The organism is Ruegeria sp. BF6, assembly GCF_056538665.1.
The window spans coordinates 529,063-543,631 of sequence record NZ_JBQFTN010000001.1 but is presented as its reverse complement, the minus strand read 5'-3'; the positions used below and the strand labels follow the sequence as shown (position 1 = coordinate 543,631).

Sequence of the window (14,569 nt, the reverse complement as noted above, 5' to 3'; positions counted from 1 at the left end):
TCAATTCAATGGGGCAGGGTCGCCAAAGAAACCCGCCAAGTAAGCGATTTTACCGTCGACATCCAACTGAACAAAATCGTGGCCTGACACAAAGATTCTACCGTCCGGACCGATCATGTGCCACGTGAAGTGGACAACATCGTGGTGATTGGAGGGTTTGCTCGTTAATTCAACGCGTCCACCTGAGCTTTGAAGAACCTCACCTATATGATCGCACAGGTTCGCGCGGCCACTCACATTTGCGGTCGGGTCGACATAGCGACCATTTTCAGCAAAGCACTTCGCCAAAAGCATGAGGCGCTTATCCGGGTCCGTTTCTTGCCAGGATGCACCGTAATCAGCGATGGTTTTTTGCCACTCCATATTGTCCGCGCTCCCTTAGTCGGTTTGCTCTATCACTATAGCGGGTAAGGCAGGGCAGGGGTAAAGGCCCATATACTTGGGGTAAAATAATACCTATTTTTTAAGTCGTTGAAATTACACGATTTAAAAGACATTACTGTTGTTGACCTGCGCAACACTCCCCTCTAAATACGCTCCATCGAATTCGGGCCGCTCTGTCTTTGGGCGGTCTTTCACATCAAACAGGACTATCCTGCCATGAAAACCTTTTCTGCAACACCTGCAGACATCGACAAGAAATGGATCCTGATCGACGCCGAGGGCGTTGTTCTGGGCCGTCTTGCTTCGATCGTCGCCATGCGTCTGCGTGGCAAGCACAAAGCGTCGTTCACCCCGAACATGGACATGGGCGACAACGTCATCGTGATCAACGCTGACAAAATCCAGATGACCGGCAAGAAGCGCGAAGAGAACTTCTACTGGCACACCGGCCACCCGGGCGGCATCAAGTCGCGCACCAAGCAGCAGATCCTCGAGGGTGCACACCCCGAGCGCGTCGTGACCCAAGCGGTCAAGCGCATGCTGCCAGGCAACCGTCTGGCACGCCAGCAGATGACCAACCTGCGCGTCTACGCTGGTGCCGAGCATCCCCATGAGGCGCAAGCGCCCGAAGTTCTGGACGTCAAGTCCATGAACAAGAAAAACACCCGGAGCTAATGACCATGGCTGATCAGATCAATACTCTCGAAGAGCTGAGCGCCGTTGCAGGCGTTGAAGCCGTGGCCGAAGAAGTCATCGTGCGTGAACCCGTACGTGACGAGCTGGGTCGCTCCTATGCCACCGGCAAGCGTAAAGACGCTGTTGCCCGCGTTTGGATCAAGCCGGGTTCCGGCAAAGTCACTGTGAACGGCAAAGATCAGGACAAGTATTTCGCGCGTCCCGTTCTGCAGCTGATCCTGCGCCAGCCGTTCCAGGTTGCTGGTGTTGAAGGCGAGTTCGACGTTGTTGCAACCGTCAAAGGCGGTGGCCTGACCGGTCAGGCCGGTGCGGTCAAGCACGGCATCTCGAAAGCGCTGCAGTTGTATGATCCGTCCTTGCGCGGCGCGCTGAAAGCCGCTGGCTTCCTAACCCGCGACAGCCGTGTTGTGGAACGTAAGAAATACGGTAAGCGCAAAGCGCGTCGTTCGTTCCAGTTCTCGAAGCGTTAATCGCTGCGGAATACGAATTTCAAACGGTCGCAAGAAATTGCGGCCGTTTTGCTTTGTCGGGTCAAACGACGACCTATGATAATAAAGCTCCTATGCCTCGGTTTTCTCAGCCGACATTTTGTTCAACGCCGTCTCGGCAACACTGATGAACCTTTCCCTGATCTGATTGATCTTGCGTCTGTTCAAGAACCCAAACCAGCGGCGCACTGGAATGATCTGCTTGCAGCCGAAACTGTCTATCCAAACCCATCGTGCCGATCCGTCAGGAAACGTCTGGTACACAATGTTACCGGTGTTCTTGTTGCTGATCAGAACTTGTTGCTCGATCAACTGGTCAAAGTGTTTGTGCAGTGCGGTCAGATGCTCACGTGTGAGGCGCCCACTATTTGCCAGTTCTTTCAGGCTGGGTGACAACTGCCCGTCCGGCTCGGAAATCCGTTCATACATAAGCGCAAGGCCCATATCCGTTTGAACGACGCCACGAACCTCGCAAACCGGAATAGGATCATCTCGGTTCTGATAGCGAACCATCAGGTCAAATGACTCGTGAAACTCGCGCAGGAACCCTTTGAAAACCGTTGATCGACGAAATGTTCGATCAAACCACGTGTCCGTCACAAGATTGGCCCGACCATCCATTGTGTCAGGCTGAGGTATCTTCAGAAGCGTATCCGGCGCGTCAGGATGTTGGTAAACAAACTGCCGGTTCCCTTGCGCAATGACTTCGCAATTGGTCAGCTTCAACATGTTTTCTATTCCAGCGGTTGTTATGCTGCCTGATTATAACAGTTTTGTGACAGCGTAAACTGAGCCGACGCTCGGACAGGCGCCTTGAAAGCACTGGCAATCCCGCCGGGGATCGACGGGCTCAGTTTCCTGGAAAAGACTTTGAGTGCTGGGACTTATTCCTCGTAAACCAACTTCCAGGCCCCGTCTTCCACCACGTTGACAAAGACAATGTCCGCGCCCTGGTGATCATCCGGACCGTAGGTGAGGCGGTTTCCAACCAAATCGTCGTCATAGTCCAGACTTTCCATGGCCGCGATAAAGCTTTCATGAGTCAGATCGGGGCCTGCGGCCTCCAGCGCCCTGACCATCATTTCAGCGGAGGAGTAGCCCAACATGGAAAACCCGACGGGGTCTTCGCCGGTTGCGGCTTTGTATTCCTCGATAAACGCGGCCGGGGCGGGATCATCGGCACGCGCCCATAAATCCTGCCAGGAGGCGGCCGCATAGAACCCGTCCGTCACACCACCCGGAACCTGCGCCACAACAGTCAGGAAACTTGCAGCTGTGCCAAGAAACTTCATATCTGTCAGGCCCATCTTTTTGGCCGTACCCACAACCGTGATCGCCTGACGCACACCCAGCGCTATCGTGACTATATCGCAGCCTTCTTCCTTGAGCTTGCTCAACGAGCCGACAAAGTCGGTCTCATCCGGTTTGTGCGTGGTCTCAGCGACAAAGGCGATGCCGGCCTCTTCGGCACCGGCTTTGCTGCCTTCCAGAATTTCTTCGCCGAAATCCGTCGGCAGATACATGGTGCAGACGTTTTGCGACCCGAACTGATTGGCCAGATATTTCACGCCAATACGGCTTTGGTCGAAATAGGTGGAAAACGAGATGAACTTGTTTTTCATCGGTTCCTGCAACATCAAGCTTGAAGCCGTCAGGGGGGCGACGTTCGGAATGCCCTTGGGATCCAGCAGCTTGAATCCGGCAAGGTTCATAGGGGTGCCTAATGATTGCAGCATGGCGAACACCTTGTCGCGGTTCAGCAGCTTGTTATAGCCCTGCATCGCGCGCGGCATCTGATAACCGTTGTCCTCGACCACATAGCGGATGGTGCGACCGTGTACGCCGCCGGCCGCGTTGACCCGATCAAACACCACATTTGCGCCCTTGGTTGCCGGAACGCCAACAGCGGCAAAAATACCGCTCAGGTCATTGACCGAACCGATGACGATCTCATCATCCGTGACGCCCTGCGTCTGGGCATTGGCCACGGTTGCGGACACCGCCAGAGCGGTCGCGGTTGCCAAGCCTTTGATCCCATTGATCATGATTACTCCTCCCTGTGAATTTCATTATTTATACATGTCTTCAATAAGATGCGCGTGCTTCTGTTCCACGAAGCTGCGTTTCAGCTTCATCGTCGCGGTCAGTTCGTCATCATCAGCGGTCAATAAAACGTCGATCAGGCGGAAATCCTTGATCTGCTCAACGCGCGCGAACTCTTTGTTGACCGCCGAGACTTCGACCCCGATCTGATCTTTGACCTCGGGTGCCGCGCAGAGCGAGGCGAAATTTGAGAACGGGATTTTCTGATCCTGCGCGTATTTCTCGACGTTTTCCTGATCGATCATGATCAGGGCGGTTAAGTATTTCCGGGCGTCCCCGATGATCACAGCGTCCGAGATATAGGGACTGAACTTCAACCGGCTTTCGATCTCGGCCGGAGTGATGTTCTTGCCGCCCGCGGTGATGATGACGTCTTTAAGCCGCCCGGTGATGGTGACATATCCCTGATCGTCGATATGCCCCAAATCACCGGTCCGCAGCCAGCCATCGGCGGTGAAGGTCTCGGCTGTTTTAGCATTGTTGCGCCAATAACCCTGAAAGATGTTCAGACCTTTCAGCTGAATTTCCCCGTCGTCCGAGATACGGATGTCATTGCTGGCGATGGCCTGCCCGACAGTGCCGATCTTGTTGGTCTCGACGCTGTTTATCGTCGCCAGCCCCGAGGTTTCGGTCATCCCGAACCCTTCGATCAACGGTACGCCGATGGCCCAGTACCATTTCAGTAAATCGGGTGAGATCGGCGCCGCACCGGTACCGCCCCGCCGAATTTTGTCCAGCCCCAGCATTCGCCGCAGGTTTCGCAGCACAAGACGATCCCACAACCAGAACCGCGCCGAAACGCCTACCGGAACGGATTGGCCCGCGCACAGATACTGAGCCCGCGCAACCCCGGCCTTCAGCGCCATCTGATACGCGGCAAGGCCCGTTGGCGTCGCGTCCTGCGCCATGATCTGGACGTAGGAATAGATCTTCTCCCACACGCGTGGCACGGCAACGAAGGTGGTGGGGGAGACCTCTTGCAGGTTGGCAAAAACGGTCTCGGGGCTTTCGGCGAAATTGACGACGCATTTCGCGGCCAGAGGGAAATAGATCGAAACCGCACGTTCCAGGATATGACAGAGCGGCAGGAAACACAGTTGTTCGTCGGTTTCAAAGGCGGGCAGGGCGCGGGCACCGCTTTCAATGGCGGCCAGAATGTTCTCGTGGCTCAGCATGGCGCCCTTGGGCTTGCCGGTGGTGCCCGAGGTGTAAATCAGCAGGGCCGTGTCCTGGGGGGATGCCAGCGCAAGTTCCGCCTCGAACCGCGTTGGATCATCGGCCTCGGCCTGTTGGCCCAGCTTATAAAGATCGTCGATCATCATGCAGCGGGGATGGGTCAGGTCGTGCAGGCCCTCATCCTCAAGTATGACAACTTTGCGCAGACCGGGCACCTCGGATTCGATCTCAAGAAACTTGTCCAGCTGCTCTTCGTTTTCGACGATCAGGAAGCGGCTGTCGCTGTCATTGATCAGGTATTCCAACTGGTGGCACGAGTCTGTTGTGTAGACGCCCGAGGCGATACCACCGACGGCCTGAATGCCCATGTCGAACCACGCCCATTCCTTGCGGTCTTCGGACAGGATCGAAACGACCTCGCCGCGTTTCAAACCTAGTTTGCGCAGGGCTAGCCCAATCCATTTGGCGTGTTGCCAATAGTCAGTCCATGAATAGGACTTCCAAATCCCAAGGTCTTTTTCGCGATGCGCGGTGCGGTCAGCCAGCGCGGTGCAGCGTTTCTGAAACAGTTGAGTGATGGTGGTGCACTCATCCACATGCACCGGACGCTGACCGGCGGTGGCGTTGAACCAGACGCCGTTGATATTGGCCTGAGGAGGCAGGGTGCTGATATTCAACCGCTCACCTCCACGTCTTTCTGCGTTTCCAGCGGCGGGTTTCCCGCGCGCCTTCCTCCTGTACGCCCAGATAGAAGTTCTGGATGTCCTCGGACTGCATCAACACATCCGCCGCGCCGTCCATGACGATTCGGCCGACCTCCATCACATATCCGTGCTGAGCCAGTTCCAGCGCGGCCTTTGCGTTCTGCTCGACCAGCATCATGGTCATGTTCTGCTCGTCGTTCAGACGCTTCAGGATGCCAAAGATTTCCTGCACCAGCAGCGGGGACAGGCCCAGTGACGGCTCGTCCAACAGCATGATCTTAGGGTTGGCCATCAGGCCACGGCCAATGGCCAGCATCTGTTGCTGGCCGCCCGACAGAGTGCCAGCCTCTTGCCTCCGGCGTTCTTTCAGGATCGGGAAGTAGGTAAAAACCAGCTCTTGGTGGTGATCGATCCGGGATTTGTCGGCCAATGTATAAGCGCCGAGGTTGAGGTTTTCTTCAACGGTCAGAAGGGGAAAGACCTCACGTCCTTCGGGGACGTGGACGATGCCCATTTCGACGACATTGTGCGGCTCCGACCCCTGTATTTCGATGCCATCAAACGTGATTTTGCCCTTTTCGGGGTCCATCACACCAGAGATGGTTTTCATCAAGGTCGTCTTCCCAGCACCATTGGCCCCAAGGATCGAGACGATTTGCCCGTGATGCACGTCCAGAGACACACCCCGGATCGCCATGATGGGACCGTAAAAGCTCTCGACATTTCGGATGGTCAGGACAGGATCGCTCATGAGGCTTTCCCCAGATAGGCCTCGACCACCGCAGGGTGGGATTGCACCTCTGCGGGCGTGCCAAGCGCCAGTTTCGCGCCATCGGCCATGGCCAGAACCCTGTCGGACACGCCCGAAACCAGTCCCATATCATGTTCGACCATCAGCACCGTGATGCCCATTTGCCGCCGAATGTCGTCGATCCACCAACGCATGTCCGTGGTTTCTTCGACCGACAGCCCCGAGGCCGGTTCGTCCAGCAACAGCAGTTTGGGATCGGTGGCCAGTGCGCGGGCGACCTCAACCACCTTGCGCACGCCATAAGGTAGGCCCGAGATCATCTTGTCGCGATAAGCCTGCAGATCTAGGAAGTCGATAATCTCTTCCACCTTTTCTCGGTTTTCGACCTCTTGCCTTCGGGCGGAGGGTAGGAACAGCACCTCTGACACCATGTTGGTACGGCGATGCCGGTGCCGCCCGACCAAGAGGTTCTGCAGGACGGTGGCGTGTTCGAACAGCTCGATATTCTGGAATGTGCGCGCCACGCCATAGGCCGCCACGCCCGACGGTTTGACCTGCAACAGGTCGTGGCCGTCAAAACGGATCGCCCCCACAAAAGGCTCATAAAACCGCGATATCAGGTTGAAGACGGTGGATTTGCCCGCACCGTTCGGGCCGACGATGGCAAAAACCTCACCTCGGTCAACCGAGAAGGACAGGTCGTTGACGGCAATCAAGCCCCCGAACTTCAGGGTGACGTTTTCGAACTCCATCAGGCTCATCGCAGACGTTCCGTCTTGAGGTAGGATTTCTGTCGTTTGAACATGTCCTTTCGGTAGAAGGGGAACAGCTCGAACCATGTGCGAATTTTCAGCCAGCGACCATAGAGGCCCATCGGTTCGAACAGGATGAAGGCAATCAGGATCATCCCGAAAATGCCGAACTCCAGCCCCGGAATGGCGACCGTGTTGCCGCCAAACAGTGCGCCCACGTATTCCTTCGAGATCGACAGGAACTGCGGCAGAAATCCGATCACGATAGCGCCCAGAAATGCGCCGTGGATCGAACCCAGCCCGCCGATCACAATCATCATCAGCAACTGGATTGAAATCAGGACGCTGAAAGTTTCGTTGTTGAACGCGCCCGCGTACATGCCCATCAGCGCACCCGCCCAGCCCGTGACGGCGCAGGAAAGGGCAAACGAGATCATCTTGGTGCGCGCGATATCGATGCCCATCGCCTGCGCCGAAATCTCGGAGTCACGCACCGCGATGAAGGCCCGCCCCAATGGTGCGCGCAGCAGGTTGATATAGCCGAGGGTGACCAGAACGGCCACGCCCAGAACCAGCCAGAAAAACTGATCGGGTGTGGCCCAGCGATCGACCAGATAGCCGAAAATCTCGACACCGCCCAGATACTTGCCCGCCACGCCACCGGTGAGCGGTTCCGTCAGGACGATCACGTCATCCATCAGGATCGACAGCGCCAGGGTGAAGATCGCCAGATAGATTCCGTGCAGTCGCAGGGCAGGGATAGCAACCGTCACACCGGCAATCCCCGTCAGAACACCGGCCAGAGGGAAGGCGACCAGAAATGGAACACCCGCTTCGATCAGGATGACGTTCGCATAACACCCAAAGGCCAGAAAGGCGGCATGGCCCAGGCTGACCTGCCCGGTATGGCCGGTTAGAACCATCAAACCCAGCCCGGCGATGGCCCAGATCAGGACGTTCGTCAGTTCTCCGAGGTAGAAATCATCCAGCCACCTCGGCGCCAGGGCGACGAGTGCCAGCAGGATCAGGTAGAGGATGAGCTGATAGCGATCCTTCCAGGGGCGGATATCCTGCATATAGTCGGTTTTGAACACGATCCGCATGGGCCTAGACCTTCTTGACCCGAACCTGACTGAACAGCCCGTTAGGGCGGAAAATCAGTACCGCCAGCAGCAGCGCGTATGGTGCGATCTGACTGTAGCCCGCAGCGATATAGCGGCTGGCAAAGGGTTCGATGACACCGACGATCAACCCTCCGGCTAACGCGCCCGGAAGGCTACCTAACCCGCCAATTACAGCGGCAGCGAAGGCTTTGATCCCCAAAAGGCCGGTTGTCGGGTCAACCGCGCCCTTGGCGGCGAATAACACGCCCGCAATACCGGCCACCACTCCGGCCAAGGCCCAGATGAACCCCTGAACGCGTTTGACAGGAATGCCCATGTAGTAGGCCGCTAACTGGTTCTGCGACGCACCCTGCATTGCCAGCCCCAGCTTGGTTCGGTTGAAGAACACGTACATCCCCCAAGTCAGCAATACGGTGACAATGATGACCGCCACATCCTCCATTCCCAGGACAATGCCTCCGAAACGGAATTCCTTTCCAGCCAGAGGGTTCTGCAAAGTTTGCGGCTCATGTCCCCAAATCAGACCCGCAGCAAACCGGATCACGAAGCCCAAAGCGATTGTCAGGATCACCACTGCGGTCTGGCTTTCCCCAAACAGGCGGCGGATGATCAACCGGTCTAAAAGATACCCCAGCGCCCCCATGATCCCCAGCGAGATCGTAAGGGCCAGCCAGAAGGGCAGTCCCATATATTCGGTATTGGTAAGCCCTATGGTGACAAAAGCGCCCAGCATCATAAAATCGCCCTGCGCGAAGTTCACCGCCTCGGTTGCTTTGTAGATCAACACGAAACCAAGCGCGATCAGGCCATAGACACAGCCATTTGCCAGCCCGCTGATCAGCAGCTGCGCGTTGTCCAATTTCACCCTCCCACGCCGGTGCGCCCGGCGTATTGAACGCCCCGGGGGTCCTCCGTCACCCGGGGCTTTGTTCTACTATGGCGTGATAATCACCTTCCCGTCACTCTTTTTCAGCGCTTCGGCCAGATTTGGGATTAAATCCTTCAACGCAAGTCGTTCGGATATATCGGTTTTCCAGCGACCATCAGCAAACCGGGCCTGCACCTCGGCCACGACACGCGCCTGATCTTGCGGTGGGGTTGAGGTGACCCAATTGGTAAGCCAGAACCCTTCGATCTGCTTGCCCATAAAGATCAGCTGGCCCATCTGCGTCAATTGCGGCAGTTCGGCGCTGAGCTTACCGTAACAGACCCAGCGCGCCTGGTTGGGCATGGCGCAGAACACCTGCTCGGATAATTGGTCGGCCACGGCATCCAGGAACACGCGGGGTTTCAGTGCCTGGCTGACTTTGGCAAAGTTCTGCGCAACGTCCGGATCGGTGGTCACCAAAACCTCAGCAGCTCCGAGATCTTTCAATGTGTCGACAGTTTCCCCGCGCCGGACCAGCGCGATAGGTTTCAGCCCGAGGTCGCGCCCGAGACCGCACATCAGCTTGCCCAACTGGCTGGTGGCGGCCGAGATCACAAATGCATCCCCGGCGCTCCGCGCGATGTCAACCATGGCCATGGCGGTCAGAGGATTCACGATCTGCGCCGCACCATCTACGTCGGAAATCTCGGGGCGCAGAGGGATGCACATCATTGCCGGAGCAAGAACGTATTCCGCCCAAGCGCCGGAACTGGCGGTGATAAATGAAACGCGGTGACCCTGCAGCGCCTCTGCGCCTTTTCCGGTTGCAACCACGTCACCGCAGCCCTCAAACCCGGCGGCGGCCCCTTTGAGGCGAGGCTGCCCGTATTCACCTTTGATAAAGTGGATATCGGACGGGTTCACCGATGCCGCGCGCAGCTTGACCAGAACCTGTCCGGGGCCGGGTTCAGGAACCGGCAGCTCGGCCTCGGCCAGCCAGTCAGCAGCGTCACGGATATAAGGGCCGGTGGCTTCGCCGGAATAGCCGTCGTGCAAAAGAACAGTTGCGAACATAGTCGAGGGCAGGGTGGTCATAGTCGTTCCTTGTTTCTGAACTGATCGTATCGTTGATGAAACCCGGCCACTGGCGGCTACTCATAACCGCGTCGTCAAAAGCATGGATTTGGGTTTGTTCCAACTTGATGACAGCCAAACAAATGAGCCGTTGCGCGTCAATCGGCCGACGCCCTGACGTGGATGGAACCTGCGCCACGCCCGCAAGGTGGGCCGCCCGAACCGGGCGACCCGACTGCTTCACTGTCCCGACAGCAGGTCGCGGAGTTCCTGAAACTTCACCGCGATTGTCTCTGGCGAAGCCTTGATGTCGTCCAGAATTTTGATGGCCTGGGTTTTCAGGTCCTGCGCCAGCTCGCTTTCCTGAATCGAAGCCACCATCGTGTCATAGTCGAAATTCTCAAGGCTCAGCGCGCCGTTCTCGACCCACGAATTCAGCAGGTCCTGACCCTGGTTCGCCAATGCAGCAACTTCTTCACCGGCCTGATTGGCCAGATCCGTGGCCGCTTGACCGGCCTGCTCGGCCGCATCATTGGCCTGTTCCGCGATGGAGGAGGCGCCTTCGGTTGCTTGATCCGCGACCGAGCTTGCGGCCTCGCTGACAGCATCGGTTGCATCCTGGGCTGCCTCGCTGACCGCGTCGCCAGCGTCTTGTGCCGCCGATTGCAATTGCTCGGCTGGTGTGGGTTCAGGTTGAGTAAAGTAATAATACGCGCCAGCGCCGATGGCGGCGATGGCTACAGCTAATAGGATAGTGCGCGACATGTGTCTCTCCTTTGGAAAATGTGTCGCCGAGATGGGTTAAATCTAACCGGATGCAAAGGGGAAATCCCGGAAGTTCTTTTCAAATCCGTGGATTGAGCCATGCTATGCCTATCCGTTGAACCGCAATGGCAATAACATGCCACAACACTTTGTCCGAGCACGGGCTGCTTGTGATTGTTGGAAATGTACTATCGGTTCCGTTGCCACTTTGGTGATCGGAAGCGCCGTTCTTCTCGAAGATCGCGCAAACTTCTTGCGCTCTTGGACGTCAGCCGATCTCAGAACGGCGTTCGAAGTGAGTGTTCCTGCCTCGAACAAGCAGCTTTGGCTTGATGCCTTTCGTACGAGCGTATTGCGCATAGTATGGATAGCCTGTTTTGACCGAGTAAACTCAGAATCTATTCCTGACTCAGCCCGCATACTTCCTCGATTTCGAAGCCAGTTCACTAAGCGCGATCAGTTAGCCAATTGAGATTGGCATTGCACGCGTAGTCAAAGGCAAAGTGATCACCGGATCGCGTCTCATCAAACCCCATCCTGATTGGGACGCGGCGGGCTGGTCGGACGCCAGTGTACGAATCCACGGATTAAGCCGCGCTTATCTTGAAGCAGAGGGCGACGATCCCCAGAGGGTTGCGCAATGGTTCAAGGCAAAAAGCACCGGAATTGCTGTAACGGACAATCCAGAGTTTGAGCGGCGGTGGCTCATACGGCTGCTGGACCGGATATGAGCCGGGCAAAGGTGCATCCTCTGCGATGACACACAAAAAACCAACGGGCTTCGGAACTCGGCGAAGCGGTTGCCCGTCTGGGACGCCAACATGCTGAACAGATTGGGGAACTGACCCTGCAAGAACATGAGCGGTCCGGCGGCGTCTGGATCGGAGAGCGGGTCGTCGTACCTGAGACGTTTCTTTTGACTTCGGGCGCATTGCAGTGGTCCGAACGGATGTTGAAGTCGCTGGTTGTCGACCCCGTCGCGATGCAGAGGTTGGTAGCAGGTAAACCTCGCTTGAAAACCTCCAATGCATAGTTTCGGCTTAGCTTAGCAGGACTTTTCTGTTCCTAGGACGGTTTCGCCTTAGTAGCTGGTTCAAGAAGTTTATTGTCACCATTGACAAAGTAGCATTGATCGTTATTTGTCAATGGTGACAGTTTATGAGGCCGAAATGCCAAGACCTTCGCTGAAAGACCAAAGATCACAAGAGATTCTGGACGCTTACCTCACATGTGTAGCGCGGTTCGGGCTCGATGGTGCGACTCAGGAACGGATTGCAGAGGAAGCTGGCGTCAAGCGTCCTCTTTTGCGTCATTACTTTGGAAACAAGGATGAAATGATAACCGCACTGGCCGACCACACCATCGCCGGCTTTGCCGCTTCGCTGGAAGGGCTACGTCAGGCACTGCCAAACAATGCAACGCCTTCAGATCTTGTGGACGCTCTGTTTTCAGAAGGGGTTGGAACCGATCCCCGATTGATGCTGGCCTATCAGGCGTTGGTAACGGTGGTTCCTGACCGGCCGGATCTTCGCCACGGCCTGATGGACAGCCTCACGGATTTCTTTGATTTGGTCGAAGCAATCCTTGCGCGGGCAGCCCCTACGGTGCCTGACACGCGCATTCGCGCGGTCACTCAGGGAGTATCGGCGATCTTTGTGAGTATGGATGCTCTGACCCCACTGAATCCGCCTGAAGAATGGCGCTCTGAATTGAGACAAGCCGCCACGCTTCTGGCTTCGGTTCTGGAGGCCAAGCAATGAGTCTCGCGAGAACCACGAACTACATTGCCTTGCCCATCCTGTTGGTGGCCGCAGCGCTTGGTCTCTACTGGGTATGGGGGTTGCTTTTCCTTTGGTGGGTCGTCCCGTCACTAATGAGCGGACGGGCTTTTTTGATGTTTGAGATTAACCGGGACGACGACCCGTTTCTCTACTGGGCCATTGTTTGCCTTTGGGCTTTGTCGGGGTTGATGATGATCGCCGCAAGCCTGTTTCCCCAATACGCCTATCTGCTTACCTGAGGGACTGAGATGACCAAAATGTACCACCACCTACCGGTCGAGGCCTACACCTCGCAGGATTGGTTCGAGAGGGAACAAAGCCTTATCTTCTCGCGAACCTGGCGGTTTGCCGGTCTTGTCGAGGATATTGAGGGGCCGGGGAACTACCTGTCGGTTCAGGCAGGCCTGAACAACCTTTTCATCGTAATGGGACGCGACCACCGCCTGCGCGCCTTTCACAATATCTGCCGCCACCGGGGCACCCAGTTGATCCGGGCGGTTGGCAAAACGCAAAAGGCGCTGACATGTCCGTATCACGACTGGACTTACGATCTGGAAGGCAACCTGATTTCGGTTCCCGATGAGCCATCCGAGTTTCCAAACGGTATCGATAAATCCTGCCTTGGCCTCAAACCGGCCAGCGTTGATGTCTGGCGCGGCATGTTGTTCGTTCACCCCGACCCGGATGCGCCGACTTTGGCGGAATGGTTCGGGGAAATTGACCCGAATCTCGGGCCTCACAAGCCGGAAGAACTGGTCGAATTTGCTGAAGGGCGAAATACTTACGAGATCAAGGCCAACTGGAAAATTGTCGTCGAGAATTACATCGACGTCTACCACCTGAGCCATCTGCACTCGAATACGCTGCACATGTATGACCATGCCAAGGCCGAATACGGGTGGAAGGGGCCGCACTATCATTTCTGGGAGCCCCCATCAGCCGCTTATGCGAAGGGACACGAAGCCAACCTGCCGATGCCGCGCACGATCCCCGAACCTCATGTCGGTGCTTGGGTTCCGATGCTTTTTCCGGGTATTGGCATCGGTGCAAGTGAGGAAAGCTGGAACCTGTTCATCATCACACCGCTGGCTCCCGATCTGACACGTGTCGAGAACCGCACAAAGCTGGCCAACGTATCGGATTGGGCTTTTCAGAAGCAACAGTGGAAGAGCTTGGGCTTCTGGAAGGATTTTGGCGGTGCGAAATACCAAGAGGACGATGCCACCGGTGCAGACGACCCTATGGCTTCCGGTGACTTCACAGCTGAGGATATCTACGCCTGCGAACAGCAGCAGAAGTCTCTGAAAAGCCCTTACTTTGAGGTCGGTCCTGCCGGGATTGGCGAAGGCCCGGTTACTCAGCACCAGAAAACGGTGCTGAGTTTCATGCAGGAAAACCAGAGCCGCGGAGAGTGATCATGAAGCCTGTTCAAGCCACTCTGATTGGCGTTTTACTCGCGTCCTCTCTGGTTCTGACCGCCCAAGCAGACGCGCCCAAAGAAGTTGTCGCGCGTATCCTGCAGGCAAAGGACGAACAAAGCCTGCTGGCCACGTGGGACGACTGGCACCCCGAGGCCACGCATCAAATCATCCTCAAATACGGAATGCGGCAACCGGATGACGTCTTTTCGTACAGGGTCACAGAGAAGAGCGATCTGGATGACCCCGAGACCGCAAAGGCATTGGAAGGGTATACGGAAACCGCACGATCGGCGCCCGAGATTTCATCGCGGCTCGAAGATGGCGTGTCCCATGTCACCGCCGTGACCCATGTCGATTATGACTGGCAGAGCTATTCGGGCAAAATGCGTCAGACGGACGAGTTCGTTTTTGCATCCTATCTTGGCGGGGCCGTGATCCGGTCATTGACCACGACCTACGATTACCGGTGATTGGAAACCTTC

Annotated in this window: 16 protein-coding genes; 6 read left to right on the top strand and 10 right to left on the bottom strand. The window is 56.5% G+C overall.

Annotated elements, in window-relative coordinates; translation table 11 throughout:
* A complete protein-coding gene (locus tag ACR0IM_RS02735) occupies window positions 1–363 on the bottom strand; it encodes a nuclear transport factor 2 family protein (protein WP_480590938.1) in 363 nt (120 codons plus the stop codon).
* Window positions 364–600: 237 nt separating this feature from the next.
* Here ACR0IM_RS02735 and rplM point away from each other — a divergent pair, with 237 nt between their 5' ends.
* Window positions 601–1,059, top strand: a complete 459-nt coding sequence (gene rplM, locus ACR0IM_RS02730; protein WP_039536983.1) for a 50S ribosomal protein L13 — start codon at window positions 601–603, stop codon at window positions 1,057–1,059.
* 5 nt (window positions 1,060–1,064) lie between these two features.
* Window positions 1,065–1,550, top strand: coding sequence for a 30S ribosomal protein S9 (gene rpsI, locus ACR0IM_RS02725; RefSeq protein ID WP_480590939.1), 486 nt, complete (start codon window positions 1,065–1,067; stop codon window positions 1,548–1,550).
* 90 nt (window positions 1,551–1,640) lie between these two features.
* On the opposite strand, the gene ACR0IM_RS02720 is transcribed toward rpsI, so the two are convergent.
* From ACR0IM_RS02720 to ACR0IM_RS02680, 9 genes are all read right to left on the bottom strand, one after another.
* Entirely contained in the window at window positions 1,641–2,297 is a 657-nt protein-coding gene (locus ACR0IM_RS02720; RefSeq protein WP_480680746.1) for a YrbL family protein, read from the bottom strand.
* Window positions 2,298–2,452: 155 nt separating this feature from the next.
* Window positions 2,453–3,613, bottom strand: coding sequence for an ABC transporter substrate-binding protein (locus ACR0IM_RS02715; protein ID WP_480680745.1), 1,161 nt, complete (start codon window positions 3,611–3,613; stop codon window positions 2,453–2,455).
* 24 nt (window positions 3,614–3,637) lie between these two features.
* A complete protein-coding gene (locus ACR0IM_RS02710) occupies window positions 3,638–5,524 on the bottom strand; it encodes an AMP-dependent synthetase/ligase (protein ID WP_480590946.1) in 1,887 nt (628 codons plus the stop codon).
* A gap of 4 nt (window positions 5,525–5,528) precedes the next feature.
* A complete protein-coding gene (locus ACR0IM_RS02705; RefSeq protein ID WP_480640413.1) occupies window positions 5,529–6,302 on the bottom strand; it encodes an ABC transporter ATP-binding protein in 774 nt (257 codons plus the stop codon).
* On the bottom strand, window positions 6,299–7,063 hold the full coding sequence (locus ACR0IM_RS02700) for an ABC transporter ATP-binding protein (protein WP_480590951.1): 765 nt from the start codon (window positions 7,061–7,063) through the stop codon (window positions 6,299–6,301). The genes ACR0IM_RS02705 and ACR0IM_RS02700 overlap by 4 nt, the downstream gene beginning before the upstream one ends.
* Window positions 7,060–8,157 carry a branched-chain amino acid ABC transporter permease gene (locus tag ACR0IM_RS02695; protein ID WP_480680744.1) on the bottom strand — a complete coding sequence of 366 codons (1,098 nt, stop codon included), beginning with the start codon at window positions 8,155–8,157 and terminating at the stop codon, window positions 7,060–7,062. Before ACR0IM_RS02695 ends, ACR0IM_RS02700 begins: the two co-directional genes overlap by 4 nt.
* A 4-nt stretch (window positions 8,158–8,161) precedes the next feature.
* Window positions 8,162–9,037, bottom strand: coding sequence for a branched-chain amino acid ABC transporter permease (locus tag ACR0IM_RS02690; RefSeq protein ID WP_480680742.1), 876 nt, complete (start codon window positions 9,035–9,037; stop codon window positions 8,162–8,164).
* 75 nt (window positions 9,038–9,112) lie between these two features.
* Complete coding sequence (locus ACR0IM_RS02685) at window positions 9,113–10,141, bottom strand: alcohol dehydrogenase catalytic domain-containing protein (protein ID WP_480680741.1); 1,029 nt, start codon at window positions 10,139–10,141, stop codon at window positions 9,113–9,115.
* A 219-nt stretch (window positions 10,142–10,360) separates the two neighbouring features.
* Window positions 10,361–10,885, bottom strand: a complete 525-nt coding sequence (locus ACR0IM_RS02680) for a hypothetical protein (RefSeq protein ID WP_480640409.1) — start codon at window positions 10,883–10,885, stop codon at window positions 10,361–10,363.
* Between the two features lie 1,169 nt (window positions 10,886–12,054).
* Between ACR0IM_RS02680 and ACR0IM_RS02675 the strand changes: the two genes are divergently transcribed.
* Genes ACR0IM_RS02675 through ACR0IM_RS02660 form a run of 4 tightly spaced genes read left to right on the top strand, consistent with a single transcriptional unit; the run spans window position 12,055 to window position 14,557 of the window.
* Complete coding sequence (locus ACR0IM_RS02675; protein WP_480680740.1) at window positions 12,055–12,645, top strand: TetR/AcrR family transcriptional regulator; 591 nt, start codon at window positions 12,055–12,057, stop codon at window positions 12,643–12,645.
* Complete coding sequence (locus tag ACR0IM_RS02670) at window positions 12,642–12,905, top strand: hypothetical protein (protein ID WP_480680739.1); 264 nt, start codon at window positions 12,642–12,644, stop codon at window positions 12,903–12,905. The genes ACR0IM_RS02675 and ACR0IM_RS02670 overlap by 4 nt, the downstream gene beginning before the upstream one ends.
* A 9-nt stretch (window positions 12,906–12,914) precedes the next feature.
* On the top strand, window positions 12,915–14,081 hold the full coding sequence (locus ACR0IM_RS02665; protein ID WP_480680737.1) for an aromatic ring-hydroxylating oxygenase subunit alpha: 1,167 nt from the start codon (window positions 12,915–12,917) through the stop codon (window positions 14,079–14,081).
* Window positions 14,082–14,083: 2 nt separating this feature from the next.
* The gene (locus tag ACR0IM_RS02660) at window positions 14,084–14,557 is read left to right on the top strand and encodes a hypothetical protein (RefSeq protein ID WP_480680736.1); all 474 of its coding nucleotides are present in this window, start codon (window positions 14,084–14,086) and stop codon (window positions 14,555–14,557) included.
* The last annotated feature ends 12 nt before the right edge of the window (window positions 14,558–14,569 follow it).

Excerpts from the sequence above, each read along its gene's own strand:
- ACR0IM_RS02665 (WP_480680737.1), top strand. The coding sequence starts at position 12,915 with ATGACCAAAATGTACCACCACCTACCGGTCGAGGCCTACACCTCGCAG.
- ACR0IM_RS02695 (WP_480680744.1), bottom strand. The coding sequence starts at position 8,157 with ATGCGGATCGTGTTCAAAACCGACTATATGCAGGATATCCGCCCCTGG.
- ACR0IM_RS02685 (WP_480680741.1), bottom strand. The coding sequence starts at position 10,141 with ATGACCACCCTGCCCTCGACTATGTTCGCAACTGTTCTTTTGCACGAC.
- rplM (WP_039536983.1), top strand. The coding sequence starts at position 601 with ATGAAAACCTTTTCTGCAACACCTGCAGACATCGACAAGAAATGGATC.
- ACR0IM_RS02720 (WP_480680746.1), bottom strand. The coding sequence starts at position 2,297 with ATGTTGAAGCTGACCAATTGCGAAGTCATTGCGCAAGGGAACCGGCAG.
- ACR0IM_RS02660 (WP_480680736.1), top strand. The coding sequence starts at position 14,084 with ATGAAGCCTGTTCAAGCCACTCTGATTGGCGTTTTACTCGCGTCCTCT.
- ACR0IM_RS02680 (WP_480640409.1), bottom strand. The coding sequence starts at position 10,885 with ATGTCGCGCACTATCCTATTAGCTGTAGCCATCGCCGCCATCGGCGCT.
- rpsI (WP_480590939.1), top strand. The coding sequence starts at position 1,065 with ATGGCTGATCAGATCAATACTCTCGAAGAGCTGAGCGCCGTTGCAGGC.
- ACR0IM_RS02700 (WP_480590951.1), bottom strand. The coding sequence starts at position 7,063 with ATGAGCCTGATGGAGTTCGAAAACGTCACCCTGAAGTTCGGGGGCTTG.
- ACR0IM_RS02670 (WP_480680739.1), top strand. The coding sequence starts at position 12,642 with ATGAGTCTCGCGAGAACCACGAACTACATTGCCTTGCCCATCCTGTTG.
- ACR0IM_RS02715 (WP_480680745.1), bottom strand. The coding sequence starts at position 3,613 with ATGATCAATGGGATCAAAGGCTTGGCAACCGCGACCGCTCTGGCGGTG.
- ACR0IM_RS02675 (WP_480680740.1), top strand. The coding sequence starts at position 12,055 with ATGCCAAGACCTTCGCTGAAAGACCAAAGATCACAAGAGATTCTGGAC.
- ACR0IM_RS02705 (WP_480640413.1), bottom strand. The coding sequence starts at position 6,302 with ATGAGCGATCCTGTCCTGACCATCCGAAATGTCGAGAGCTTTTACGGT.
- ACR0IM_RS02735 (WP_480590938.1), bottom strand. The coding sequence starts at position 363 with ATGGAGTGGCAAAAAACCATCGCTGATTACGGTGCATCCTGGCAAGAA.